Source organism: Stutzerimonas sp. VN223-3 (assembly GCF_045999685.1).
GTDB lineage: Bacteria > Pseudomonadota > Gammaproteobacteria > Pseudomonadales > Pseudomonadaceae > Stutzerimonas > Stutzerimonas stutzeri_AR.
This window is the reverse complement of the sequence record NZ_RBEC01000001.1, coordinates 1,220,640-1,243,007: the sequence shown is the minus strand read 5'-3', so window position 1 is coordinate 1,243,007 and position 22,368 is coordinate 1,220,640. Positions and strand designations below refer to the sequence as shown.

The following is a 22,368-nucleotide window of genomic DNA, read 5'->3' as shown; positions in this document are numbered from 1 at the left end:
TTGCTAGTGCGTAGCGCGTCCAGCCGCTCGCTTCGCCCAGGTAAACCAGCCCCTTTGGGGCTGCGCTATCTATACCCGTGCTGAGCCATGACCATTTGCACCAGGCAGTGGTCTATGACCGCAACAGAACCAAAACCCCGATTCCCTGGAGGAAAGATGGTCGAACGACTCTTCGTTTACGGGACCTTGGGGCCGGGCCGGCCGAATGAGCACATGCTTGGCGACATCGGCGGCTCCTGGGAAGCCGCGAGCGTGACCGGAACGCTCCGAGAAGAAGGCTGGGGTGCGGCCATGGGTTATCCGGGGATCGTGCTGGACAAACATGGCGACGTGATTCGGGGATTTCTGTTTACTTCGGACAAGCTTGCCGATCACTGGGCCACGCTGGACGAATTCGAAGGCGAAGCTTACGCACGCGTATTGACCGAAGTAAGGCTCGACGGCAATCGAACAGCCGACGCCTATATCTACACGTTGAAAACGAATTAGTGCTCGCCTCTCTTGCTCGCTTCGCCGGCCGGCTTTTCCAGTAATCAAGCATCATCGATAACGACCTGTAGGAGCGAGCTTGCTCGCGAATGGGCGCTATCGAAACGCTTCGCGAGCAAGCTCGCTCCTACGACAGCCTCCGATGCGAAGTTCTCCGCAGGTTCGCCCAGCCGGTGAAGCGCTCAGACCTGAACACCCACTTGGGGAGATCCTCAGCAGGCTGACAAGACCGGAACCCAATCCTTTCTCCCGGTCACGGCGACAGCTGGGCTCGGTCGATCACAGACGCATGCTGTGCCATCAGTTCAGCGACCCAATCGATGAACACGCGGAGTTTGGCACTGACGTGGCGGTTTGGCGGAAAGGCGACGTACATCGGCATCGGGTCGAGTCGCCAGTTCTCGAACAGTGGCACCAGCTCGCCGCGCGCCACATGGCCTTTAGACATGTAGTCAGGCAGCCAAAGCACCCCCAGCCCTGCCAGGCCGGCTGCAAGATAAGCGTTGCCGTCATCCACGGAAAGTACGTAACGACCAAGTACGCTGACGCGCTCGCCGTTGCAGTGCATGGCATAGGGAAAGACCTTCCCGGTGCGCGCCCACAAAAAGCCGACGATGCGGTGATGTGTATCTTCCAGATCTCGGGGATGTGACGGCATGCCGGCACGCTCAAGGTAGCTCGGCGCCGCGTACACCCCCAGTTGGAGATCACCTATGTGGCGAGCCATCAGCGACAGATCGGTGAGCTCGCCCCCGCGCACGACGCAGTCCACGTTTTCATCGATCAGATCCACCATGCGATCGCTCACACCCAAGTCCAACTGAATCTCGGGGTACTTCGCATGAAAGGCCGGCAGTGCTGGTATCAGAATCATGCGCGCGAACGGGCTGGGCACATCCACTCTGAGGCGACCCCTGGGCGCTGCCGAGGCGTTGGACAGACTGGTTTCAGCATCGTCCAGATCCGCCAGCAACCGCAGCACCCGTTCGTAATAGGCGGCGCCATCTGCCGTGACGTTGACCTTGCGCGTCGTGCGGTTGAGAAGCCTGACGCGAAGCCGAGCCTCCAGTTGCTGCACCATCTGCGTCACGCTGGTTTTGCTCAAGTGCAATGTGTCGGCGGCTTTAGTGAAGCTGCCGGTTTCAACCACACGGGCGAATGCCTGCATCGCGGCAAAGCGGTCCATCTAATCTCCGGGCGTTGGGATTGTTTGGGATTCAAGAACAGTGCTGATCAGACTTGCGAGTTTATCCGTCCAGCGGGCAGCTCTACAGTCTCTTCGTCAACTACTTCCACTCGATATCAATAGACAGAAGAGACATCCATGAACACACGTGACGTCGTTTTCCCAGCCGGGCGCCAGGCGCTTTATGAGCGTAACCATTACTCGCCAGCCGTTCGATCCAACGGAATGCTATTCGTGTCCGGACAAGTGGGCAGTCGCGACGACGGATCGCCTGAGCCTGACCTCGAAGCGCAGGTCAGGCTGGCCTTCAAAAATCTCAACGCTGTTCTCGAAGCCGCCAATTGCACGTTTGATGATGTCGTCGACGTGACCATTTTCATCGTCGACCCCCAAACGCATTTCGAGAAGATCTGGAGTGTTGTCGTGCCGGAATACTGGGGAAGCGCGCCTCATCCTACTGTGACCGCTGTAGGCGTGACCTGGCTTTACGGCTTCCAGTTCGAGATCAAGGTGATCGCGAAACTGCCCGAACCCTCTGCCGGCTGACCGTTCCTGCCTCCGCGAATAAAAAAGCCGCCACCGATAACCGGTGGCGGCTTGTCTGTATGTTGCGCCTTAGCTGTTGAGCACGCCGTCGACCAGCGCCTTGGCTTCTTCCTGGATGCGCTTGAGGTGCGCATCGCCCTCGAAGCTTTCGGCGTAGATCTTGTAAACGTCTTCGGTGCCCGACGGGCGTGCGGCGAACCAGCCGTTGTCGGTCACGACTTTGAGCCCGCCGATGGCCGCGCCGTTGCCTGGGGCTTCGGTGAGGATCTGGGTGATCGGCTGGCCGGCCAGTTCGCCCGCGGTGACCTGTGAGGCGGAGAGTTTGCCGAGTTTGGCTTTCTGCTCGCGGTTGGCCGGGGCGTCGATACGCTGGTACACAGGTGCGCCGAAGCGCTCGGTCAGTGCCTGGTAGCGTTCGCCCGGGTCTTTGCCGGTCACCGCGGTGATTTCGGCCGCCAGCAGGCCGAGAATCAGGCCGTCCTTGTCGGTCGACCAGGCGCCGCCCTGCTTGCGCAGGAAAGACGCACCTGCCGATTCCTCTCCGCCGAAGCCCAGACTGCCATCCATCAAGCCATCGACGAACCACTTGAAGCCCACCGGCACTTCCACGACTTTGCGGTCGATGCCCTTGGCGACGCGGTCGATCATCGAGGAAGACACCAGCGTTTTGCCGATACCCGCCCCAGCGCTCCATTCGGGGCGGTGGGTAAACAGGTATTCGATGGCGACGGCCAGGTAGTGGTTGGGATTGAGCAGTCCGACCGAGCGCGCGACGATGCCGTGGCGGTCATGGTCTGTGTCGCAGGCGAAGGACACGTCGAAGCGGTCCTTGTTTTCGATCAGCCCGGCCATGGCGTGTGGCGAGCTGCAGTCCATGCGGATCTTGCCGTCCCAATCCAGGCGCATGAAGCGGAAGGTTGGGTCGACTCGGGCGGAGAGCACTTCGAGCGGCAGACCATAGCGCTCGGCGATACGCGTCCAGTAATGCACACCGGCGCCGCCGAGCGGATCGACGCCGAATTTCAGGCCGGAATTTCGAATCGCTTCGAGGTCGATCACTTGGTCCAAGCCGCCCACGTAGCTCTCGATGAAATCGAAGCGCTGGGTGGTCGGAGCCTTGAGTGCTTGCGCGTAATCCATTCGCTGCACGCCCTTGAGCCCGGCGACCAGCAGCGCGTTGGCGCGTTCCTGAATCCACTTGGTCACACCCGTATCGGCCGGGCCGCCGTTGGTGGGGTTGTACTTGAAGCCGCCGTCGGCTGGTGGGTTATGCGACGGTGTGATGACGATGCCATCGGCCAGGCCGCTGCTGCGGCCGGCGTTGTATTCCAATATCGCATTGGAGATGGCAGGAGTCGGCGTGTAGCCCGGCTCGCCGTTGGTTTCGCTGCAGCCGGCGTCGATGCGCGTCTCGACGCCGTTGGCCGCCAGCACTTCCAAAGCCGAAACGAAAGCCGGCTCGGACAGCCCATGGGTGTCCATCCCGACGAAGATCGGCCCGTCGATGCCCTGCTCTCGACGGTAATCGCAGATTGCCTGAGTGGTAGCGAGGATGTGCCATTCGTTGAAGCTGTTCTTCAGCGATGAACCACGATGACCAGACGTCCCGAACGAGACCTGCTGCGTCGGATCCGAGGGATCAGGGCGCTCGCTGTAATAACGCGAAATCAGGCGCGGAATGTTGGTCAGCGTGTGTTCTTCGGGTAGGCGTCCTGCGTTGAGGTCGAGACTCATCTAGCGTTCCTTTGGAAAAATAAAAAACGTGGCCTCAGGCAAACCGTGGGCCGCACGGAGCAAATCAAAGATTGGTCGATGTCATTTATCTACGCGCTAAGACCATTCGTTCAGGGGCTTTGGTTCCCCATACCGTACGCGGAATGTTCTGGCTGAATCGGACGCGCAAGATAGCGCCAATCCTCACCGCGCCGAAGCCCGCTTCCTTTCATGCCAGCAGGCTTGCCCAGGCCGAAACGAGCAACAACAGCGCCATGCCCTGATTGAAGCGCCGTAACGCGCGCCCCGAACGCAGGACTCGTGCGGCACCCCGGCCGAGCACGGCCCATGCAACCAGGCAAGGCACAGCGACAAAAAAGAAGATCAGTGCGTAAACGCCGTATTGAGTCGAGCCGGCATCCGCTCCGGTAAAGACGCTGATGACCGCGAGCGCCATCATCCAGGTCTTCGGGTTGATCAGCTGCAACGCGGCGCCACCGCAGGCGCCCATGCGTTTGCTGTTGGGATCCGTTGCGAGCCCGGTTGCCGGACTGCGGAACAGCTGCCAGGCCAACACGCTGATCCACGCCACACCGAGCCAGGCCATGCCCTGCTGCACCAGGGGATAACGCAGCAACACCCCTCCCAATCCCCATCCAACCAGTAGCACGATCATCGCGGCCCCGGCACAGGCACCCAGCACAATGGGCATCGCGGCGCGCAAACCATAAAGAGTGCTGTTGCTGAGGACGAGGATGTTGGTCGGCCCAGGGGTGATCGATGCCACGAAAGCAAACAGAACGAAGGGCAGGAACTGGCTCATCGCGCCAACTCCCAACGAATCCGGGATTTGGAAAGAATAGAAAACATGAGCAGAAACTCCGAGTGGGTGTTTCTGCCCATGTTCCTTCGGGGCGCGTCAGCGGTCTGGAAGGTTTGAGCAGCGCTTGCGATACACCGCCGGGCTCAAACCATAGGCACGACGGAACCAGCGGCCGAGATGGCTTTGATCGGCGAAACCCAGCTGGACCGCGACGCTCGCCGGGGCCAGCCCCTGACGCAACAGCTTGCGCGCCAGACTGAGGCGCAGCTGCACCAGATAGGCATGCGGCGCCAGACCGAATGCAGCCTTGAACGCTCTGGACAGCCGGAAGCGATCCACCTCGGTGATCTGCGCCAGGTCATCCAGACCGACATCCTGATCCAAGTGAGCATGCAAAAACTCCCGCGCCCTGATCGCCACCGCAGGCAACCGCGGGTTCAGCTCCGTCTTCTGCCGCCAGTGAACGTGGCTAGACAGTTTTTCCAACAGCGCATCCAGCGCCGCGTGCCGGACGATTCGCAGATCAGAGCCGTGCAATGCCTGGAATGCTCGGGCGATGTGATTGACCAAATCCGGCTCACTCGCCAAGGTTTCGGCGAAGCTTGGCAGGCAATGCTCAGGCGCCTCCTCGAATAGCGCCCCCAGCTGCCTTTCGAGCCATTGCGGCTGCAGGTAGAGCATCGAATAGGTGAAGCCGTCAGGCGCTGGAGCATGACCGTCATGAATCTCACCGGGCTCCAGCAAAAACGCCTGCCCCGCCGTGCTGCTATGCAACACCTTGCGGCAGTGAAACTGCTGCACGCCCTGCTCGGTAAAGCCGACGAGATAGCTGTCATGCCAATGCGGATCGTAGGCATGACCTTCGAAATGAGCACGAATGGTCTCGATGCCCGTTTCGGCATCCAGCTTCAAATCGACCCAGCTGTTGGCACCCATGGTTGGCTCTTCGATGACGAAATGACTACAGGCGAAGGCCTGCTAACCTGCATTCTGTTAGGAGATGGACGTCAGTCATAGAAGATTTGTGCAAATGTTGGGGCTGCCATCGGACCGCATCCATCCAGTCGTGACGCTGGGCCCTAGCGTCGCAATGCGTTCGCCGGTTCGGATACGCCGGTCATGATGACCGGCGTTTGATCCATTCAAGCCACTTTAGCAGCCGTCTCGAGCCCTGCCGGCCGTTGCTCGCGAAATGCGAATAGGAACGTCAGGAAGACGCCCAATGCGAACACCGCCGGGAACAGCCAGATGCTCTGCCAATCGTGGCCGTCCATGGTCGCGAAGTGATCGGTGACCTTTCCGGCTACCCAGAAACCGATGAGCATGCCGACGCCGTAAGTGGCCAGCGTGATCAAGCCTTGTGCTGAACCCTTGTACGTCTCGCCGGCCTTGGCATCGGTATAGATCTGGCCAGAGACGAAGAAAAAGTCATAGCAGATCCCGTGCAAGGCGATGCCGGCAACCAACATAAAGAGCAGGTCGCCGTTGTTACCGTAGGCGAACAGTGCATAGCGCAACGTCCAGGCGAGCATGCCCAGCAGCAGCGTCTTCTTGATGCCGAAACGCTGGATGAACAGCGGCAGCAGCAACATGAACAGCACCTCGGATATCTGTCCCAGAGTCATCTTGCCGGTCGGATTGTCCACGCCGATTTCCGCGAGGAATGGGTTGGCGTTCTGGTAGTAGAAGGCCAGTGGAATGCAGATCAGCACCGAGGCGAGGAAGAAGATGGCGAAGCTGCGGTCCTTCAACAGTTTGAGTGCATCCAGGCCCAGCGCTTCCTTGAGCCCGCCCTGCTCGCGCCGGGCCAGCGGCGGCGTACTCGGCAGGCTGAAGCTGTACACCCCAAGCAACGCCGACGCGATGGCGCACATCAGGAAGGTATTGCGTAGCGCACCGGCAGCGATGGCTTGCTGAGAATCCCAGCCGAACAAAAAGCTGATCACCAGCCCGGCGATGATCCAGCCCACCGTGCCCCACACCCGAATCTTCGAGAACTCCTGAGCGGGGTCACGCATCTGCCGGAAAGCCACGGCATTCACCAGGGCCAATGTGGGCATGTAAACGATCATGTAACCCAGCACGAACGGGTAGAACGCACCGAAGTCGCTGGCCCGGTAAAGCTGGAACAACAGCACCGCGCCGACTAGGTGGAGGATGGCGAGTAGGCGCTCGGCATTGAAGTAACGATCGGCGATCAGCCCGATCACGAACGGCGCCAGGATCGCGCCCCAGGATTGAGTCGAGAACGCCATGCCAATCTGGCCGCCAGTGGCACTCAGGTTGTTGGCCAGGAAGGTGCCGAGGGTGACGAACCAGCCGCCCCAGATGAAGAACTGCAGAAACATCATCAGGCTCAGCCGTGCATTGAGTGTGCTCATGGTCTTGTCCTTGTTGTAGTGCACGTCGTGTCAGTTAAATTCGCCTTAATCGAGGCCCAACAGCCGGCGGTTTTTCGAGGCGCTGCTCGCAACGCCAGCGAAATCGTCGAAAGCTCGCGTGGCGCGGTTGATCAGCTGCTGTCGAATGAAAGGAGCGCCTTCCTCGGCCCCCTGCGCGGCGTTCTTTAAGCAGCATTCCCATTCGAGAACTGCCCAGCCCTCGTAGCCGTACTGCGTCAGCTTGCTGAATATCTGCTTGAAATCGATCTGGCCGTCGCCCAGCGAGCGGAAGCGCCCGGGACGATCGATCCAGCCCTGATAACCGCCGTAGACACCGGAACGAGCGTCCGGGCGGAATTCGGCGTCCTTGACGTGAAACATGCCAATGCGTTCGTGATAGCGATCGATGAAGCCGAGGTAATCCAGTTGCTGCAGCAGCAGGTGGCTCGGGTCGTAGAGAATCTTCGCGCGTGGATGGTGGTCGACCGCGCCGAGGAAGCGCTCGAAGGAAGCACCGTCGTGCAGGTCCTCGCCGGGATGAATCTCGAAGCACAGGTCGACTCCGGCTTCCTCGAACGCATCGAGGATAGGTCGCCAGCGCCGCGCCAGTTCGGCGAAGCCCTCCTCGACCAGACCGCTCGGACGCTGTGGCCAGGGATACATGTAGGGCCATAACAGCGCACCGGAAAACGTTGCATGGGCGGTCAGGCCCAAACGGCGACTGGCCTTGGCTGCGAGGTGCAATTGATCGACGGCCCACTCGGTACGGGCCTTTGGCTTGCCACGCAGCTCGGCCGGGGCAAAGTCGTCGAACAGGCCGTCGAACGCCGGGTGCACCGCCACTAGCTGGCCCTGCAGATGGGTCGACAGCTCGCTGATCTCCACGCCTGCTTCTGCGCAAATTCCCTTGAGCTCGTCGCAGTAGGTCTGGCTTTCGGCGGCGCGTTGCAGATCCAGGCACTGCGTTCCGAGCGTTGGAAGCTGAACCCCGCAATAGCCGAGCGAAGCCGCCCAGCGCGTAAGGTTTGGCAGGTTTTCGAATGGCGCTTCCGGCCCGAGGAACTGCGCCAGGAAAATGGCCGGGCCGCGAATACCGCTGGTTGTCATGGGTTGCTGCATCTTGAGTTCCTATCGTTCGGTAGCGGCGAAGGGCGTCCACTTGGCATCGCTGTGATGGCTGGCGATGACCGTCTCGATGAAGGCCATGCCACGCAGGCCAGCATCGATACCCGGAATTTCGGGCGCGCGTTCCAGGCGGATGGAGGTGGCGAAATCGGTATAGAGATTGGCCATCGCTTCGAGATACCCCTCGGGATGCCCCGCGGGCAGGCGCAAACGCCGAAGCGCGTCGTCGCACAGCCAACACTGATCGACACCCGCACGCAGCACTCGCAGCGCCTCGCCGAGGGGGCGATGAACCAGGCTGTTCGGCTCTTCCTGGCGCCATTCGAGGCCGCCGCGCTCGCCATACAGGCGCAACGTCAGGGCGTTCTCTTCGCCGGAACAGACTTGACTGGCAATGAGAACGCCGCTTGCGCCACCATCGGTCTGGAGCAGCACAGCACCGTCATCGTCGAGCTGGCGCCCCGCGACATGCACACCAAGATCGGCGCACAGCCGCTCGAAGCGCTGGCCGCTGACGAATTCGGCGAGGTTGAACGCGTGAATACCGATGTCGCCCATGCAGCCACTCGGTCCCGCTTGAGCCGGCTCACCGCGCCAGGTCGCCTGCTTGTTGCCCTGCCCTGCCTGGTCCTCGCTCAGCCAACCCTGCGGATACTCGACGAAGATCTTGCGCAAGCGACCGAGTGCGCCGGCCCGCACCATATGCCGCGCCTGCCAGATCATCGGATAGCCCTGGTAGGTATGCGCCAGTCCGTATAGTCGGCCGCTGTCAGCCTGGGTTGCTGCAAGCGCCTGCATATCCGCCAGAGACAGCGCCGCTGGCTTCTCGGAAAACACGTGGAAGCCGGCACGCAACGCAGCCTCGGCAATGGGCGCATGCAAATGATTGGGCGTAACGATGGCCAGCAATTCCATGCGCTGGCCCATCGGCCGCGCCTGTTCGGCCGCCAGCAGCGCCTCCCAGGACTCATAGCAACGCTGCGGGTCGAGATGCAGCGCCGCACCGCTTCGCCTGTTGTTTTCGGGGTCGCGGCTGAAGGCGCCACAGACCAGCTCGATATGACCATCGAGGCGCATCGCCTGTCGATGCACCTGGCCGATGAATGCCCCTTCACCGCCACCCACCATGCCCACCCGAACCTTAGACCGACCGGTTGAATCCATGCTTTTGCTCCAGCTTTCCAGATTTGATCACTTCTCATGTAACCGGTTACATTGATTCAGAAGTTAGCACCGAAAGCCTTACTGTCAAGTCGGATGCGCTGCGTTACGCTAGGCACCGCTGACCGGTAGGGTTAGCGTCGATCATCGAGGAGTTATGCCGAACATTCGCAAGGTGGCCGAGCTGGCCGGGGTTTCCGTCGCTACCGTCTCGCGCACATTGAAGACGCCCGAAAAGGTATCGCCGCAGACCCGCGACCGCGTACACACGGCGGTCGAACAGGCCGGCTATCGCCCAAACCTGATGGCCGTGCAGTTCCGCTCGCGCAAGACGCGCAACCTCGTCGTGCTGGTCCCGGCCATCGCCAATGTGTTTTTCGCTCGGGTCATCAGCGGTATTCAGGAAGCCGCGCAGGCCTTCGATTACCGCGTGCTGCTGTGCAATACCCTGGGCCGTGAAGAAGTCGAGATCGCTTATGCCGAACTGGTTCACGCCCACCAAGCCGACGGCGTGATCCAGCTGCGCGCGTTCAACCCCTTCGCTGAAACCTGTCTCCACGGCAATGCGCTACCGCCGATGGTCAACGCCTGCGAAGTGCTCGACGTTCCACCCTGCCCGACCGTTCGACTGGATAACCGCGCCGCGGCCCGCGCAATGACCGAACACCTGCTCGCGCTGGGTCATCGCCGCATCGGCCTGATCAAGGGACCGCAAAGCAGCCCGCTGACCCGAGAGCGCATCGCCGGATACGAGGATGCGTTGAATGAAGCCGGCATAGCGCTCGATCCTGAGCTGCTGCGCCGCGGCAATTTCACCTTGCAGGCCGGTTATGAGGCCGCCGGCCAACTGCTCGATAACCCGAATCGACCAACCGCGATCTTCTGCGAAAACGATGAAATGGCGATCGGTGCGATGCAGCGTATCCGCCAGTCCGGGCTGCGCGTCCCGCAGGACGTGTCGGTCGCCGGTTTCGATGACATTCCCTTCGCTGCCTTCAGCGACCCGCCGCTGACGACCATCGCCCAGCCCGCCGAAGCATTCGGAAGACACGCAGTCGAGATGCTGGTAGCGCAATTCGAACAGCGTGCCCTTAAGACGCCTCACCTGATCTTGCCTTACAACCTGATCGTGCGCGGCAGCACCGCCGCCGCTGCCAAGTAGCGCTGAACGCTTGGGATGACACACCGGCGTATTCATGTCGTCCATGCGGTCTTCCGCGCCTGCACGGCAAGAGCAGCCCGGTGGAGCCGCCCAATGCTCGACCGTACAGTGTCATCGAAAGCCAGCGATTTTCAGCCACTGACTAGCGCAAGCCTGCACTGCGCAGCGCACCTGGCGAATAATCCGAAGCGCTTGCTCGGTAGCTGAAGTCATAGGGCTTCGGCTGCTCGTTGGTCAGCCCGGACGCGATGTAGCGGCTGCTCTGCAGGTCATAGAACACCTCCATGGCGATAAGCGGTGCCTGAACGCCGTAATGGAAATAGCCGTGATTTTCGCCTACTCGCCAAAGTTCGCCGCGGCTGTCGTAGTGATCGGCCTCGACAATTGCCCAGGTGTCTTCATCGATGAAGTAGTGGCGTTTCGAATAAATATGACGCTTGCCCGGCTTGAGTGTCGCCTCCACTTCCCACACACGATGCAGCTCGTAACGCGTGACGCTCGGGTCTACATGGCCAGGCTTGATGAACTCTTCATATTTACGCGTGGGCGAAGCAAGATCATAACTGTTGTAGGGGATGTACAGCTCGCGCTTGCCCACCAGCTTCCACTCGTAACGATCAGGCGCGCCGTTGAACATGTCGCGACTGTCCGCGGTACGCAGCCCCGCGGTGGTGGGCCCGGCAGCGTCGTAGGCCGTATTGGGCGCACGACGAACCCGCCGCTGGCCCGAGCTGTATATCCATGAGCGCCGGGGATCTTCCACCTGGTCGACGGTTTCATGGACCAGCACCACTTCGCCGGCCTTGCGCGCCGGAGCGGTAATGCGATGGCTGTAGAAGAACAACACATCATCGGCATCGCCCGGCTCGTACCCCGTGAGATGCTCAGCCAGGGTGAAGCGCTGCTCCGTAGTGACCACGCTGAAATCACCGCTGGGCTCCGGTGCCACGCTATCCGTTATCAGCTTGAAGCTGCCCTTACGGTAGCGGGTGATATGGTTCCACATGACTTCCAGGCCGCTTTTAGGCTTGGGGAAAGCAATGGCGCCTTCGAAATTTTCTAGGCCATTTCCATCGTTAACCAGCCGCGCCGAAGCCAGATTGTGCTCGACAGACTTGGCCGTCGAATCCGTCACGGCAACTGTTCGGTGTGACGGGTAGATGGGCAGATAGAAAGTTTCTGGGTAGCGATTGAGCATGGCGATCAAGCCAGGGCTGAGTTTGTCCTGATACTGCTTGTAGTTTTGCGCGGTGATTTTGAACAGCGGCTGCTCGTCAGCGAATGGATTGCTCGGCGCGCCGTTGTCAGCGAGGGTGCCGGCGTTCTTGTCGAGTCCGCCATGCCAGGCGGGAATGGAGCCGTCCGTGTTGCCGGCGCGCTCGGCGCCGATTGGCGTCAATTCGCCAAGCGTCGGGGTGTCATTGGCCGCCGAGACGGCGTGAGCTAACGTCAGCGCGGTCAGCAAAAGGCCGCCACGCAGCAAGTGAATGCACTGTTTCATAAGTTGGCTCCGCTCAGAAGGTAATGCCGACACTCAGGGCCAGGAAGTCCCGGTCGCCACGGGTCCCGTAGGTCCCGTCGATGAAGTCGGTGTAAGAAAGGCTGGCGTTGTAATCACGCAAAGCGGCGTCCAGACCCAGACTGATCGCTTTCGATCCTTCGTTGAAACCTGACCCCTCGTTGGGCCCGTAGCCCTTGACGTCATGCGACCAGGAAAAGCTTGGCTTCAAATCCACACCGGCAAACGCATCGGCATAGCTCAATACCATTCGGGCGCGGTAGCCCCAGGAAAAGCGCGTGACGAACCCGTCGTCGTTGCAATGCTGCGGGGTTTCAGAATTAGCCAGACAAACCTGATTGTCCGCCAGCTCTCCTGATCCAAAGGTGCTACTGCGACCGTAGCGAGGCCCGAATCGGCCTTCCAGACCGCCGACATAGGTCGCCCCTGCCTCACCAATCAGGAAAACCTGATCAGCGCCCCATATCTGGCTGAACGCATGGGTTGCGGTCACCTGCAGCTGGGTTACCTCTTTGCGGCGATAACCGTTGGACCTGGCGCTGTCTCCGCTGGCCAATGCGCCGCTCGTCAACAAAGGCGAACGTGACGGATCGTTGAGACTGGCCTGAATCAAATCGACGCCGTTGAATTGCAAGGGCATGTTGGGCCGGTAACTGAGTTCGCCCTGTAGCGCGGTCCCGCTCGAAAGGATGGTCGAGAACGACAGGCCGTACATTCGGATGTCTTCGGGGTACTGCAACAGGTAACCGGAGGTGCCAAGCCGCAGCGCGCCGGCAAGCGAGCGGCCGGCGTCCGAGCCGAGGAAACCTGCGCAGGCGCCGCCCGGCAGCCCCAAGTTGCCGCACAGTTGCGGCGCGAAGCCGGTATTGCTGAAGTACGGGCTGCTAACCGTTCCCACGTAGGGAAGGCGGCTATGGTAATTGGCTATGTAGGCGCCGAATTCGGTGTCCAGCGATGGCACGAACCAGCGCAGCGACATCCCCCACTGGCCACCGTTGCGCGCGTTCTCTTCACCGGCCCGCCGAATGCGGACGCCCTCGTCATTGAGCGCGACGCCGAAGGGTGTGAGGCCCGCAACCGCCGCGGCATTCCCGGTGAGCACCGGACCGGAATCGAAGTCGGAGCAGCCGTCGGCCACGTAGTCATTGCTTGAAAAGAAGGTGCCGCAGTTGTCCAGGCTGGTCTGCTCCCAGTCCAGCTGATAGAAGAAATCGGCCGAGACATTGTCGGTCAGATTCTGGATGGCGTAGACCATGTTGACCGGAATCAGACTTTCTTTGATTTCAGAACCGGGACGGCGCAACGCGGTCAGGCTGGCCGGGTTGATGGTATTGAGCCCACCCTGGATGAAGGTGCTCTCCCCCCAGCTAACCACTTGCCGGCCTAGCCGCGCCGAGCCAGGCTGATCAGCGATCTGATAGTTGTGGTAGACAAAGGCGTCGAGAATTTGCGCCCCGGCCGATTTTGCATTGCGCTGGCGGCCTGCATCCTCGACGTCCTTGAAGCGCTGGCCCTCGTCGCGCAGCGCGTAGTCATACCAATAGCTGCCTCGCACGAACGCACCGGATTCACCCCTGCGCAGCTCCAGATCATGTACGCCCTTCAGGGTTTTCGAGAACCAGTCGCCTGATTGATAGTTGCGCCGCCCGTCATCACCACTGGCGCTGCGCATCAGATCGGCGTCCGGGTCCCGGGTCGACAGGCTCGAGCCGATCGAGATCGCGGATTGCAGCTGTACGTCAACACCGGCCAGTTGAAAGTCTGCCGCCGCGGCAGTGCCTACGGCACAGGCTAAAGGCGCCATGAAAAACGGCCATATACGGCCACGACTCGTAGTTGCCATCACTCTTATCCTCTTTATTTTTTCGAGTGAGCAGGGCCTTAACCATTTAAAGGTCAGTGCCGCACTAATAGTTTTTGCTTTAGTATTTGAAGAGCTCGATCCTGTCCGTCCCGTCTAGTAGTTCTGGATGGTAATTGGGCAGAACGAACGGGGACAAATAACGTCTTGGGATGCCAGCCATAACATCAACGAATAGGCCATCATGACTTTAAAACAGCTCGCTTACTTCATCGCGATAACCGAGGCTGGCAGCTTTTCTTCAGCCGCGCGCCGGGCCTATGTTGCCCAGCCGGCCTTAAGCCGGCAGATTTCGTTATTGGAAGAAGAACTAGAAATACAGTTACTGGAAAGGCAGCACGACGGTATTGTTTTAACTGACGCGGGCAAGAGACTTTATGAAATGGCGCGCTCGGTAATCCAAACTGTCAATTCGGTAAAAGATGAATTGAAATCGACTCAGGGAAATCCAAGGGGCCATGTTTCGATCTCTATACCCGCAACATCTTCTTCGCTCTTATTGCCGATTCTCATCGACCGCGCCAATAAAAAGTTCAGCGATATCGAACTGACAATTCGCGATGGGCTGACCAAAGAAGGCGGCCAGGCAGTTGAGCTCGGCAAGGTCGATTTCGGTGTCGTGCCCAATGCAGAAGAGCTGGATGACGTGGTATCCGATCCCATATTCATCGAAGAACTTTACTGGGTCGGCGAGCAGGCCATGAACGACACGGCCGATACCATAACGCTCGCGCACGCGGCGGCTACTGCGTTGGTTATGCCTCCCAAAGGACTGCATCTGCGTCGTCGAATTGAACAAGCTGCGATGGAAGCAGGTGTCGAATTGAATGTTCGCTATGAACAACAATCTGCGCTCGGACTAGCGAGCCTGGTCCGCGCAGGACTGGCAGCAACCATCACCAACTGGCCACCTATAGAAGACAACCTTCATTCCACCGCACGCCGCATCGTCGAACCGGGCATACGCCGTACCGTTTCCATCGTGCATTCAGCACATCGACCTTTGAATTTTGCCGCTTCGTGCATGCGTGATCTGGTGCGCTCGATATTGGTTGAACTGGTCCAGGCAGGACGCTGGAGGGGACAACTGATCGAGCGCGACCAGCCGCCCCTCGAGCTTTGACGTCAGGCCGCAGCGGGGCAATTTCCACCGGATTGCACGTGCGACTTCTGAGGATTCATGAAGATCAATCCAATCAGCCCGGCCCCGATCAGGATCAGACCGCAAACCACGAAGCCCTTCGCGTAGCCGGACGGATCGATGCCATCCGCCGCTTGGACCAGAAGCCCCGTCACCACCGGCGCAGAAAGGCCGGCCAGCGAAGCGAAGCCGTTTCCAATGGCCAGCATGCTGCCGCGCTGGCAATTAGGGGTGACTTCGGCAAGCATGGCAGGACCCACCGAATACATAACCAGCGCCAGCCCGCCGCTCAAGGTCATGCATGCCATCCGCACGGCAATGGAGAGGTCCGGCAGGATGAGCGCCATCGACAACAGACCGCTGACGATCAGACAAAGCGAAACGAATACGCCCCGCGCGATTCTCGAGGAGACGCCTCGACGCATCAGGCGCTGGGACCACCAGGCCATGAACAGGCTGAGCGGCGTGGTTACGAGTACGAAAAGACCGAACAGACGTCCAGTGTCCAGTGAGTCGATTCCCAGCCCCGTTTCCAAATACGCCGGCACCCAAGTCAGGGTCAATGCCAGCGACCAGTTGGCGGCGAAGTGGCAGATGTAATTGCTGATCACGGTGCCGTTGGTCAGTAGCTGCCGGTACGGCAGCGGATTCGAGCCAAGTCCACTGTTGAAATTGGGCCTGATGCGGTCCAGTTCACCTTCACGGCCCAACTTGAGCCAAAACACACACCAGATCAGCCCCACAACCCCAAGGATCGCAAAGTTGGTCCGCCAGCCATAATGCAGGCTTACCCAGGGGATCATGACCCCAGCTACCAACAGACCCAACGCACTTCCTGAATGAAGGAGCGCTACGGGCAGGCTGCGCCGATCATCAGGAAACCACTTGTAGAGCGCGTGAGTCGCGACCGGAGAGGCCGGACCTTCGCCTATCCCCAGCAAGACACGACAGGCAATGATCGCCCACAGGGACGATACGAAGAGCATCGGGATTTGGATCAACGCCCAGAAAAGTCCCATGCCGAGCAACAGCCAGCGGGCAGGTTTGCGGTTGGCGATGAACCCGCCTGCCACAGCGGAGATTGCAAACAGCCAGTGCAGGCTTCCACCGATCAGGCCGAACTCGGTCGGCGTCAGGTCCAGGTCCTTCATCATTGGCACCGCGACCAGGCCGATCACTACTTTGTCGAGGAAGTTGACCATCATCATGACGGCCAGCAAGCAGGCAATTGTCCAGGCGGCACGTGGACGGTAGGTAGGTTCGAGACTGTGCATGGGCTTACTCTATTTATTGTTATGAACCCCGCCGCATGGCGGGGCGATGGGATTCGTCAGCTGGACATCAAGATGCCCTTGGCGATGGTGTTGCGCTGGATTTCGCTGGTGCCGGTGAGGATGCGCATCATACGAGTCGCACGGAACAGCCACTCGACAGGGTTGCCCTGGATCAAGCCCGAACCGCCATGGATCTGCACCGCACGGTCGGCGATTCGAAACGCTGTCTCTGAACAGAACAGCTTGCACATCGAGGCCTGCACCTTGATGTCCCCGCCCGCGTCGTTGAGCGCTGCGGTAGCCAACATCATGCTGCGGGCAGCGTGCAGCTCAGTGGCCATGTCGGCGAGCATGTGGTTGACCGCCTGGAACATGGCGATCGGCTTGCCGAACTGCATGCGTGTGCGGGCATGATCAAGCGACAGGTTTAGTGCCAGCCCGGCCATCCCCAACATCGTCGGGCAGTGCAGCAATCGGTTGAGCGTGATGCGGCCCATCGCCAGTTTGAAGCCAACACCTTCATCGCCGATGCGATTGGCGACCGGTATGCGGACATCGTGCAGGACGATATCGCCATGGCTGCCGGGGCCGGACATGACCTGGTAGTCGGTCTCGACGGTGACGCCTTGCGCATGCAGATCGACAAAAAATGCCGTCACCCCATCCACGCCGTTGCTATCGGTGGTCTTGGCCATCAGCACGGCGAAATCAGCGTAGGGCGCGCCGGAAATGTAGCGCTTGGTGCCGTTGAGCACGTAGCTATCGCCGTCCAGCCGAGCGCGGGTCTTGATCGCACTGGCGTCCGAACCAGCTTCCGCTTCGGTGAGTGCGAAGCACACAGCCTTTTCAGCGCGACAAACCGGCCGGAGCAACCGCTCGATCTGGTCTTCGCTGGCCACCTTGAACAAATGCCCAATCCGCGGCGGCCCGCTCAGTTCACCAAGCACGTGCGGCGCCAGCGCCGAACCGGTAAGCAATGCGGCTTCCTTCAGCGCGCATAGATCCACGACACTGAGGCCCGCGCCGCCGAGCGCCTCGGGCAACATGACGTTGTAAAAGCCCAATTCACAAGAGCGTTTCCAAACATCCCGCAGCGCCTCTTTCGGGTGCGGCCTTCCCCAGCCGAGGTTTTCTCTCGCTTCGAGGGGTTTGATCTCGTCCTCGATGAAGCGCTTGAGGCCAGCGATCAGGTGCTGGGCTTTTTCACTTGGCTCGATCATGTCCATCTCCGTTCAAATCCGTCGCTCGCTGTGCTGCCAGTACGACTCACGTACCAGTCGGCGCACCACCTTGCCGTTGGGGTTCTTTGGTAGTTCGGCGACGAAGTCGACGCCACGCGGTTTTTTGAAGCCGGCCAAATGGCGGCCGCAGTGCTCGATGATCTGCACCTCGCTCAGTTCTGCACCGGGCTTGAGCACGACCACCGCGCGCACCGACTCGCCCCACTGCTCGTCCGGCGCACCGACCACTGCGGCTTCGAACACCTGAGGCAGGCTGTAGATCACCTGCTCGACTTCGCTGGGGTACACGTTGAAGCCACCAGAAATGATCATTTCCTTCTTGCGATCGACGATGAATAGGTATCCAAGCTCATCGACGGTAGCGAGGTCGCCGGTGAGGTAGTAACCGTCGCGCATGACATCAGCGGTAAGCTCTGGTGCCTGCCAGTAGCCCTTCATGATGTCCGGGCCCTTCACCACGATTTCCCCAATCTCGCCGGGCCGGACATCCTCGAAGTTCTCGTCGACTACCCGCAGATCCGTTTCGAAATAGTTTCGCCCGCAAGACGCGAGGCGCGCATGGTCGTCGCCCTGTAGATGGTCCTGTTCGGTGAGGATGGTCACTAACGAGCAAGTCTCACCCGCGCCGTAACCCTGCGCCAGGATCGGGCCAAAAACCTCGATGGCCCGCTTGACCAGCGTCGGGGGCATGGGCGCTGCGCCGTAAATCACCAGGCGCAGACTGCTGAGGTCGTAGCGCTCCACACCTGGAAAATTCACCAGCCGATTGATCATGGCCGGAACCATGAACAGGCGGGTCACCCGCTCGCGCTGGATGATTTCGAGCAATGCCTGATCGTCATAGCGCTCGATCAACAGGTTGCAGGCACCGGCAGCCAGGAGCGGCATGATCTGCATGCCGCTCGCGTGAGTGATAGGCCCGACGTGAGCCATCACATCACCGGGAACGGCGCGACGCGTTGGGCTGGCAATACTTTTGCGAATCAGCGCCTTGCGGTTGCCGAAGGTGAGCATGGCTGCCTTGAGCACGCCGGAACTGCCTGAGGTGTAATGCAGGACGGCAAGCTGGTCGTCATCCGGATCGCACTCGACCGGACGCTCATCGCCGTGTGCCAGGACCTGCTCGTATAGAAGATCGCCGCCCGCGCCGAGCGTAATGATCCACTTGAGGGCCGGCAGCTTCGCGCGCTGGGCCTGCAGCGCCGGCGCGAATTGTGGATCAGCGATCACCGCCTGACTAACGGAGTCCGCAAGCACCCGAACGATTTCATCGATGGACAGGCGCGCATTGATCGGCACCTTGACCATACCGTTCTTGTAGAAAGCGACTTCCGCCTCCACCAGTTCGGAGCGGTTCGGCGCGAGCAATGCGACATGAGCACCGGCGGGCAGACCGACGTGCAACAAGCCGGAGGCCAACCGATTGGTACGTTTTTCCAGTTCGGCGAACGTGACGCGACGATAGGCATCGACGACAGCCTCGTGCTGAGGCCAATAGAGAGCACTGCGGCTCAAAATCTTCCCGAGGTTCAATTGTTGTTCTCTTTACTCAGACTTGAGCCTCGATGCTAACTGCCCCCCTTTTTCCGCCGCCAATACAACAATCGGATGCAGGCTATGCCGCAATGAGATACTTGCGCGCCTTACAGGCATATCGACAATCCGGTCCTACAACGCCCTGGACATGGGTCGACTTCACGCGATGCCGTTACGCATTGCCGATGAACACGACGCCGCGGCCTCCTGTACCTGCGCCTGGAATGCTTCGCCAGCAGGTGACAACCGATGCCCGCGGCGGCTTACCAGCCCGTAGGCCGAATGGTGACTCAGCCGTTCGCTGAGCAGTGTCAGCTCCATCAGCTCCCCACTGTCGAAATCCTTCTGTACGACATCCCGAGGCGCCATGCAGACCGCGTCGCTTTGCTCGGTCATGGTCTTCAACAGCAGGAAGTTGTCGCACTGGATGCTCAGCATTTCTCGCCCGGTATCGCTCAGAACACTCTGCGCCACCGGCTCCGGGAGTTGGGTCCCTGCCAGCGGGTAACCCGCCAGATCTGAAAAACGTATGCGTTGCTGGCGTAGCAGCGGATGCCCGGGCCTACAGAACAGCACGCCCTGATGAACCGGCAGCGGCATTATTTCCAACGCCGCGTCGGTCTCGAGCTCTCGAATATCGGAAATGAACAACTCGATCCGCTCGTCGAGCAGGCGGTCACGCAGGCTCGACCAGTCACCGACAGTCACTGCGACGGCCAGGCGCGGATACGCCTTGATCAGCCTGGCCAGCGCCTCTGGCACGAGCCGTGCCGCTGGAAACGGGCCCGCCCCCACACGTAATTGCCCAGCTTCGAGATTGTCGATCTGCCTCACAGCCTCCTTCAATGCGCGACTGCTGAGTAACAGGCGACGCGCATGCTGCTCGACCAGTTGGCCCTGCGCAGTAAGGCTGATACCACGGCCGTGACGATTGATTAATGTGCAGCCAAGCGCCGACTCCAGGCTTTGAATGCTACGAGTCAGCGCCGGCTGACTCAGATGCAGCGCCTCGGCCGCACGGGAGAAGTGCCCGTGGTCCACAAGCGCGACGAAATGGCGAAGCTGACGAAGATCATTCATGCGTGTAATGCATCCAAAGCTAAAGAACATTGCATTGGAATTATCAATCCAGCGAGGGCAGAGTTCAAAGGCCCGATTCGAGCCGTTTAGGCATCGTTCAGCTTTCTTCGGAGTTCGTCATGCCCCTTACCCGTTTACCTGCCATCGCGGTGGCCAGCCTGTTTGTGAGCACGCTCGCTTCAGCCGACCCACGCCCGGCGACAACCGCGACTCGCGACGCCAACGAAGCGGTCAAGCAACAGCTCGATTTCACCGACAAACGTGCCTTCGAAGATGCCCAACGCGGTTTCATTGCTGCCCTGCCGGAGGCTGAAGTGATCGACGAACAGGGACAAACCGTCTGGTCGAATGCCCGCTATGCCTTTCTCGATAGCGAGCAGGCCCCCGCATCGGTAAACCCCAGCCTCTGGCGGCAGGCTCGGCTGAATGCCATACATGGATTGTTCGAGGTCACCGAGGGCATCTACCAGGTACGTGGGATGGACCTGGCCAACATGACCATCGTGGAAGGCAAAACTGGCCTGATCGTCATCGACCCGCTGCTCACGCCCGCTACCGCCAAAGCTGGGCTCGACCTGTACCGGACACACCGCCCTGCCCGCCCCGCCGTAGCCGTCATTTATACCCATAGCCACGTCGATCATTTTGGCGGCGTGAAGGGTGTGGCGAGCCAGGCCGAGGTGGATGCGGGACGGGTGAAGGTCTATGCACCGGAAGGCTTCATGGAACATGCCGTCAGCGAGAACGTGATCGCCGGAAATGCCATGACACGTCGCGCCAAATACATGTACGGCACCGACCTGCCGGTCGGCCCGCAGGGGCACGTCGATACGGGTCTAGGCAAGGGATTGTCTCGTGGTCCGATGACCTTGATTGCACCGACTGACATCGTTCGCGAGAGTGGTGTGCAACGCATCGATGGCGTGGATATCGATTTTCGCCTCGCGCCAGGCAGCGAAGCGCCAGCGGAAATGATGATGTATTTCCCGGCGGCGCGCGTGCTGAACACCGCTGAACTGACCTCACAACAAATGCACAACATCTACACCTTGCGAGGGGCCGAGGTCCGCGATGCCAGCCTCTGGTCGCGTTATATCGATGAAGCGCTCGACCAGTACGGGTCTACAAGCGATGTGATCATCGCCCAACATCATTGGCCAGTCTGGGGCAAGGAGCAGGGCCGCCACTTTCTTGCGGTGCAGCGAGACCTTTACAAATTCATTCACGACCAAAGCGTTCGGCTGATGAATCATGGCTACAGGCCTGGCGACATCGCCGAAACACTCAAGTTGCCGGCCAGCCTGGCAACCGAGTGGGCCGCCCGGGATTATTACGGCACCCTGCGCCACAATGTCCGAGGCGTCTATCAGAAGTATCTGGGCTGGTACGACGCCAATCCTGCCAACCTGAATCCTCCGACGCCCCAAGACGCCGCGCGCAAGACCATCGAATACATGGGCGGCATCGACAACGTAATCAAACAGGCACGAAACGACTACGCAGCGGGCAATTACCGCTGGGTCGCTACGGTAATGAGCCAGGCGGTGTTCGCCGACCCAAGCAAGCGCGAGGCTCGGGAACTAGCGGCGGATGCCTTGGAGCAGCTCGGCTATCAGGCCGAGTCAGGTCCCTGGCGCGACGTTTATCTTTCGGGCGCACAGGATCTGCGCGGCACGGCGCCGACCACGGCGACGGAGCCGGGTCTGCATAAGGATCTGCTGCAGGCGCTCGACACGGGAATGTTCTTTGACCTGCTCGGTGTCCGCCTCAACGGCATAAAAGCCGAAGGCAAGCACGTGGTGCTCAACTGGATATTCACCGACACCAATGAGCGCTTTCGGGTGAACTTGGAAAACGCTGCGCTGACCTGGCTACCCAATGCTCAGGCCGACGCCGCCGATGCGACGGTGACGCTCACCCGAGCGACGCTCAACAACATTTTGCAGCGCCAGAACAGCTTCCCCAAGGCCCTTAAAACCGGTGAGATTGATGTCAGCGGAAACCCTAAGAAGCTGCTCGAACTGCTGAGCTTGATGGATGATTTCAAACCCGACTTTCCGCTTATCGAACCTCGATAACGGCGACCCGGGAAAACTGCTCAGCCCGCAGCGCACCTGTCACATGGCGCTC

18 protein-coding genes are annotated in these 22,368 nt (G+C 60.2%); 5 read left to right on the top strand and 13 right to left on the bottom strand.

Translation table 11 applies throughout. The features are described 5' to 3' along the window. Nucleotides 1-156 precede the first annotated feature (156 nt). Nucleotides 157-489 carry a gamma-glutamylcyclotransferase gene (locus D7241_RS05695; protein WP_408100670.1) on the top strand — a complete coding sequence of 111 codons (333 nt, stop codon included), beginning with the start codon at nt 157-159 and terminating at the stop codon, nt 487-489. A 253-nt stretch (nt 490-742) separates the two neighbouring features. Here D7241_RS05695 and D7241_RS05690 read toward each other — a convergent pair whose 3' ends face one another. After that, complete coding sequence (locus D7241_RS05690; RefSeq protein ID WP_408100669.1) at nt 743-1,675, bottom strand: LysR substrate-binding domain-containing protein; 933 nt, start codon at nt 1,673-1,675, stop codon at nt 743-745. A 138-nt stretch (nt 1,676-1,813) separates the two neighbouring features. Here D7241_RS05690 and D7241_RS05685 point away from each other — a divergent pair, with 138 nt between their 5' ends. Beyond that, the gene (locus D7241_RS05685) at nt 1,814-2,221 is read left to right on the top strand and encodes a RidA family protein (protein WP_408100668.1); all 408 of its coding nucleotides are present in this window, start codon (nt 1,814-1,816) and stop codon (nt 2,219-2,221) included. A gap of 69 nt (nt 2,222-2,290) precedes the next feature. Here D7241_RS05685 and pgm read toward each other — a convergent pair whose 3' ends face one another. The 6 genes from pgm to D7241_RS05655 all read right to left on the bottom strand — a co-directional run bounded on the left by pgm (nt 2,291) and on the right by D7241_RS05655 (nt 9,427). Continuing rightward, complete coding sequence (gene pgm, locus D7241_RS05680) at nt 2,291-3,955, bottom strand: phosphoglucomutase (alpha-D-glucose-1,6-bisphosphate-dependent) (RefSeq protein ID WP_408100667.1); 1,665 nt, start codon at nt 3,953-3,955, stop codon at nt 2,291-2,293. 208 nt (nt 3,956-4,163) lie between these two features. Beyond that, nucleotides 4,164-4,757 (bottom strand): LysE family translocator, encoded by a 594-nt coding sequence (locus D7241_RS05675; RefSeq protein WP_408100666.1) that lies wholly within the window; start codon nt 4,755-4,757, stop codon nt 4,164-4,166. A gap of 96 nt (nt 4,758-4,853) precedes the next feature. Continuing rightward, entirely contained in the window at nt 4,854-5,693 is an 840-nt protein-coding gene (locus tag D7241_RS05670; protein WP_408100665.1) for an AraC family ligand binding domain-containing protein, read from the bottom strand. Nucleotides 5,694-5,899: 206 nt separating this feature from the next. Beyond that, nucleotides 5,900-7,138 carry a nucleoside permease gene (locus D7241_RS05665; protein WP_408100664.1) on the bottom strand — a complete coding sequence of 413 codons (1,239 nt, stop codon included), beginning with the start codon at nt 7,136-7,138 and terminating at the stop codon, nt 5,900-5,902. Between the two features lie 45 nt (nt 7,139-7,183). After that, a complete protein-coding gene (locus D7241_RS05660) occupies nt 7,184-8,257 on the bottom strand; it encodes a sugar phosphate isomerase/epimerase family protein (RefSeq protein WP_408100663.1) in 1,074 nt (357 codons plus the stop codon). 9 nt (nt 8,258-8,266) lie between these two features. Then, nucleotides 8,267-9,427 carry a Gfo/Idh/MocA family protein gene (locus tag D7241_RS05655; RefSeq protein ID WP_408100662.1) on the bottom strand — a complete coding sequence of 387 codons (1,161 nt, stop codon included), beginning with the start codon at nt 9,425-9,427 and terminating at the stop codon, nt 8,267-8,269. Between the two features lie 154 nt (nt 9,428-9,581). Here D7241_RS05655 and D7241_RS05650 point away from each other — a divergent pair, with 154 nt between their 5' ends. Then, nucleotides 9,582-10,586 (top strand): LacI family DNA-binding transcriptional regulator, encoded by a 1,005-nt coding sequence (locus tag D7241_RS05650; protein ID WP_408100661.1) that lies wholly within the window; start codon nt 9,582-9,584, stop codon nt 10,584-10,586. A 142-nt stretch (nt 10,587-10,728) separates the two neighbouring features. Here D7241_RS05650 and D7241_RS05645 read toward each other — a convergent pair whose 3' ends face one another. Next, nucleotides 10,729-12,087 (bottom strand): DUF1329 domain-containing protein, encoded by a 1,359-nt coding sequence (locus D7241_RS05645; RefSeq protein WP_408100660.1) that lies wholly within the window; start codon nt 12,085-12,087, stop codon nt 10,729-10,731. A gap of 13 nt (nt 12,088-12,100) precedes the next feature. Continuing rightward, nucleotides 12,101-13,948 (bottom strand): DUF1302 domain-containing protein, encoded by a 1,848-nt coding sequence (locus D7241_RS05640; RefSeq protein WP_408100659.1) that lies wholly within the window; start codon nt 13,946-13,948, stop codon nt 12,101-12,103. A 202-nt stretch (nt 13,949-14,150) separates the two neighbouring features. On the opposite strand from D7241_RS05640, the gene D7241_RS05635 reads away from it, so the two are divergent. Beyond that, the gene (locus D7241_RS05635) at nt 14,151-15,089 is read left to right on the top strand and encodes a LysR family transcriptional regulator (RefSeq protein WP_408100658.1); all 939 of its coding nucleotides are present in this window, start codon (nt 14,151-14,153) and stop codon (nt 15,087-15,089) included. 2 nt (nt 15,090-15,091) lie between these two features. Here the strand turns inward: D7241_RS05635 and D7241_RS05630 are convergent, their stop codons facing one another. The 4 genes from D7241_RS05630 to D7241_RS05615 all read right to left on the bottom strand — a co-directional run bounded on the left by D7241_RS05630 (nt 15,092) and on the right by D7241_RS05615 (nt 20,238). Continuing rightward, the gene (locus D7241_RS05630; protein WP_408100657.1) at nt 15,092-16,381 is read right to left on the bottom strand and encodes an MFS transporter; all 1,290 of its coding nucleotides are present in this window, start codon (nt 16,379-16,381) and stop codon (nt 15,092-15,094) included. 56 nt (nt 16,382-16,437) lie between these two features. Beyond that, on the bottom strand, nt 16,438-17,601 hold the full coding sequence (locus D7241_RS05625) for an acyl-CoA dehydrogenase family protein (protein ID WP_408100656.1): 1,164 nt from the start codon (nt 17,599-17,601) through the stop codon (nt 16,438-16,440). Between the two features lie 12 nt (nt 17,602-17,613). Next, nucleotides 17,614-19,155 carry an AMP-binding protein gene (locus tag D7241_RS05620; protein WP_408100655.1) on the bottom strand — a complete coding sequence of 514 codons (1,542 nt, stop codon included), beginning with the start codon at nt 19,153-19,155 and terminating at the stop codon, nt 17,614-17,616. A gap of 162 nt (nt 19,156-19,317) precedes the next feature. Next, on the bottom strand, nt 19,318-20,238 hold the full coding sequence (locus D7241_RS05615; protein ID WP_408100654.1) for a LysR family transcriptional regulator: 921 nt from the start codon (nt 20,236-20,238) through the stop codon (nt 19,318-19,320). A 119-nt stretch (nt 20,239-20,357) separates the two neighbouring features. Here D7241_RS05615 and D7241_RS05610 point away from each other — a divergent pair, with 119 nt between their 5' ends. Continuing rightward, nucleotides 20,358-22,316, top strand: a complete 1,959-nt coding sequence (locus tag D7241_RS05610; RefSeq protein WP_408100653.1) for an alkyl/aryl-sulfatase — start codon at nt 20,358-20,360, stop codon at nt 22,314-22,316. Nucleotides 22,317-22,368: the final 52 nt, after the last annotated feature.

Bases quoted from the DNA above. Each gene is read 5' to 3' on its own strand.
- D7241_RS05695 (WP_408100670.1), top strand. From the start codon at position 157: ATGGTCGAACGACTCTTCGTTTACGGGACCTTGGGGCCGGGCCGGCCG.
- D7241_RS05690 (WP_408100669.1), bottom strand. From the start codon at position 1,675: ATGGACCGCTTTGCCGCGATGCAGGCATTCGCCCGTGTGGTTGAAACC.
- D7241_RS05685 (WP_408100668.1), top strand. From the start codon at position 1,814: ATGAACACACGTGACGTCGTTTTCCCAGCCGGGCGCCAGGCGCTTTAT.
- pgm (WP_408100667.1), bottom strand. From the start codon at position 3,955: ATGAGTCTCGACCTCAACGCAGGACGCCTACCCGAAGAACACACGCTG.
- D7241_RS05675 (WP_408100666.1), bottom strand. From the start codon at position 4,757: ATGAGCCAGTTCCTGCCCTTCGTTCTGTTTGCTTTCGTGGCATCGATC.
- D7241_RS05670 (WP_408100665.1), bottom strand. From the start codon at position 5,693: ATGGGTGCCAACAGCTGGGTCGATTTGAAGCTGGATGCCGAAACGGGC.
- D7241_RS05665 (WP_408100664.1), bottom strand. From the start codon at position 7,138: ATGAGCACACTCAATGCACGGCTGAGCCTGATGATGTTTCTGCAGTTC.
- D7241_RS05660 (WP_408100663.1), bottom strand. From the start codon at position 8,257: ATGCAGCAACCCATGACAACCAGCGGTATTCGCGGCCCGGCCATTTTC.
- D7241_RS05655 (WP_408100662.1), bottom strand. From the start codon at position 9,427: ATGGATTCAACCGGTCGGTCTAAGGTTCGGGTGGGCATGGTGGGTGGC.
- D7241_RS05650 (WP_408100661.1), top strand. From the start codon at position 9,582: ATGCCGAACATTCGCAAGGTGGCCGAGCTGGCCGGGGTTTCCGTCGCT.
- D7241_RS05645 (WP_408100660.1), bottom strand. From the start codon at position 12,087: ATGAAACAGTGCATTCACTTGCTGCGTGGCGGCCTTTTGCTGACCGCG.
- D7241_RS05640 (WP_408100659.1), bottom strand. From the start codon at position 13,948: ATGGCAACTACGAGTCGTGGCCGTATATGGCCGTTTTTCATGGCGCCT.
- D7241_RS05635 (WP_408100658.1), top strand. From the start codon at position 14,151: ATGACTTTAAAACAGCTCGCTTACTTCATCGCGATAACCGAGGCTGGC.
- D7241_RS05630 (WP_408100657.1), bottom strand. From the start codon at position 16,381: ATGCACAGTCTCGAACCTACCTACCGTCCACGTGCCGCCTGGACAATT.
- D7241_RS05625 (WP_408100656.1), bottom strand. From the start codon at position 17,601: ATGATCGAGCCAAGTGAAAAAGCCCAGCACCTGATCGCTGGCCTCAAG.
- D7241_RS05615 (WP_408100654.1), bottom strand. From the start codon at position 20,238: ATGAATGATCTTCGTCAGCTTCGCCATTTCGTCGCGCTTGTGGACCAC.
- D7241_RS05610 (WP_408100653.1), top strand. From the start codon at position 20,358: ATGCCCCTTACCCGTTTACCTGCCATCGCGGTGGCCAGCCTGTTTGTG.